The 1,332-nt window shown below is 26.7% G+C and carries 1 protein-coding gene; it reads right to left on the reverse strand.

What is annotated here, in order from left to right; all coding sequences use genetic code 11:
* Positions 1-402 precede the first annotated feature (402 nt).
* The coding region (gene hflX / locus DWX74_RS10875) for a GTPase HflX (protein ID WP_118549959.1) at positions 403-1,332 on the reverse strand (930 nt) is incomplete at its 5' end.

Raw genomic sequence — 1,332 nt, forward strand, 5'->3', positions numbered from 1 at the left:
TAAAAAAATAGGAGCATAGCTCCTATCCTTCTACTTCGCAATATATTAATATTGTTCACTTTATTATATTATAGCATTAACTTAATTTACACATTTCATTTAAAGTATTTTTGTTATTTCTTTAATACACATTTTCCCCATCGTAGTCGTACAAAGACAAAGTCATTCTTACAAGTATATTTATCTCTAGCTTAATTGGTTTTGGAAGTATTTATTTATCCTATTTTAATGTCTTTAGCATCATTTGTAGTTATTTACTTTATTGTTGCAATAAACACATACAATAAAATCATTTCTAATTACTTATCAAATATAAAAGAGGCTATCACATGAACAATTTTCAATTGGTATGCGACATCCTCTTTCATTTATGCATTGTTTATATAGATACCTAGAATCACTCTAGATTATATATGACTGGTATTTAACATAATCCTCTTTACTACATTCTATACTAAATAAAGTTCCTTCATTAGTATATTCAGTTTCTAGAACAGTTGAACTATCAATTATATAAGATGTCATTTTACCATCTTTATAAGGAACCATAACCTTACATTTTATATAATCCATAAATATATTTTTACATATAGATTCCAATAATTCTTCTATACCTATATATTTTTTAGCTGAAACCAGCATCCCTTCTATATTGAATGTATCTAATTCCATTAAATCAACTTTATTATATACATAAATCACAGGAATATTATCCGCCCCTATTTGATTTAATGTTTCATTTGTTACATTTATATGATTTTCATAATTAGGATTAGATATATCAATCACATGAAGTAATAAGTCCGCATCACAAACTTCTTCTAGAGTAGACCTAAAAGCTTTTACTAAACTATGAGGTAAATCCCCAACAAATCCCACTGTATCTGATAATAAAAAAGATTTATTATTATCTAATTTTATATTTCTAACATAAGTTTCTAAAGTTGCAAATAGCATATTTTTTTCAAATACTTTTTTATCTTCATCATTTATAAACTTCTCTACTAAAGCATTCATAACAGATGACTTACCAGCATTTGTATATCCTACTAAAGCTACATTAGGAATATTAGATTTTTTCCTTTTACTTTTTTGTACTTCTCTTTGATTTTTTAATACTTCAAGCTCTTTATTTAAATTAGCAATTTTATCTTCTATTCTTCTACGGTCTAATTCTAATTTTGTTTCTCCTGCGCCTCTGTTTTTAGTCCCTACTCCACCACTTTGACGACCTAAATCTTCATTTGAACCAACTAATCTTGGTAATTCATATTGGAGCTTCGCAACCTCTACTTGTAATTTAGATTCTCTTGTTTTTGCTCTATTTGCAAA

Source organism: Peptoclostridium sp. AF21-18, from assembly GCF_003478825.1.
Taxonomy (GTDB): Bacteria; Bacillota; Clostridia; order Peptostreptococcales; family Peptostreptococcaceae; genus Peptacetobacter.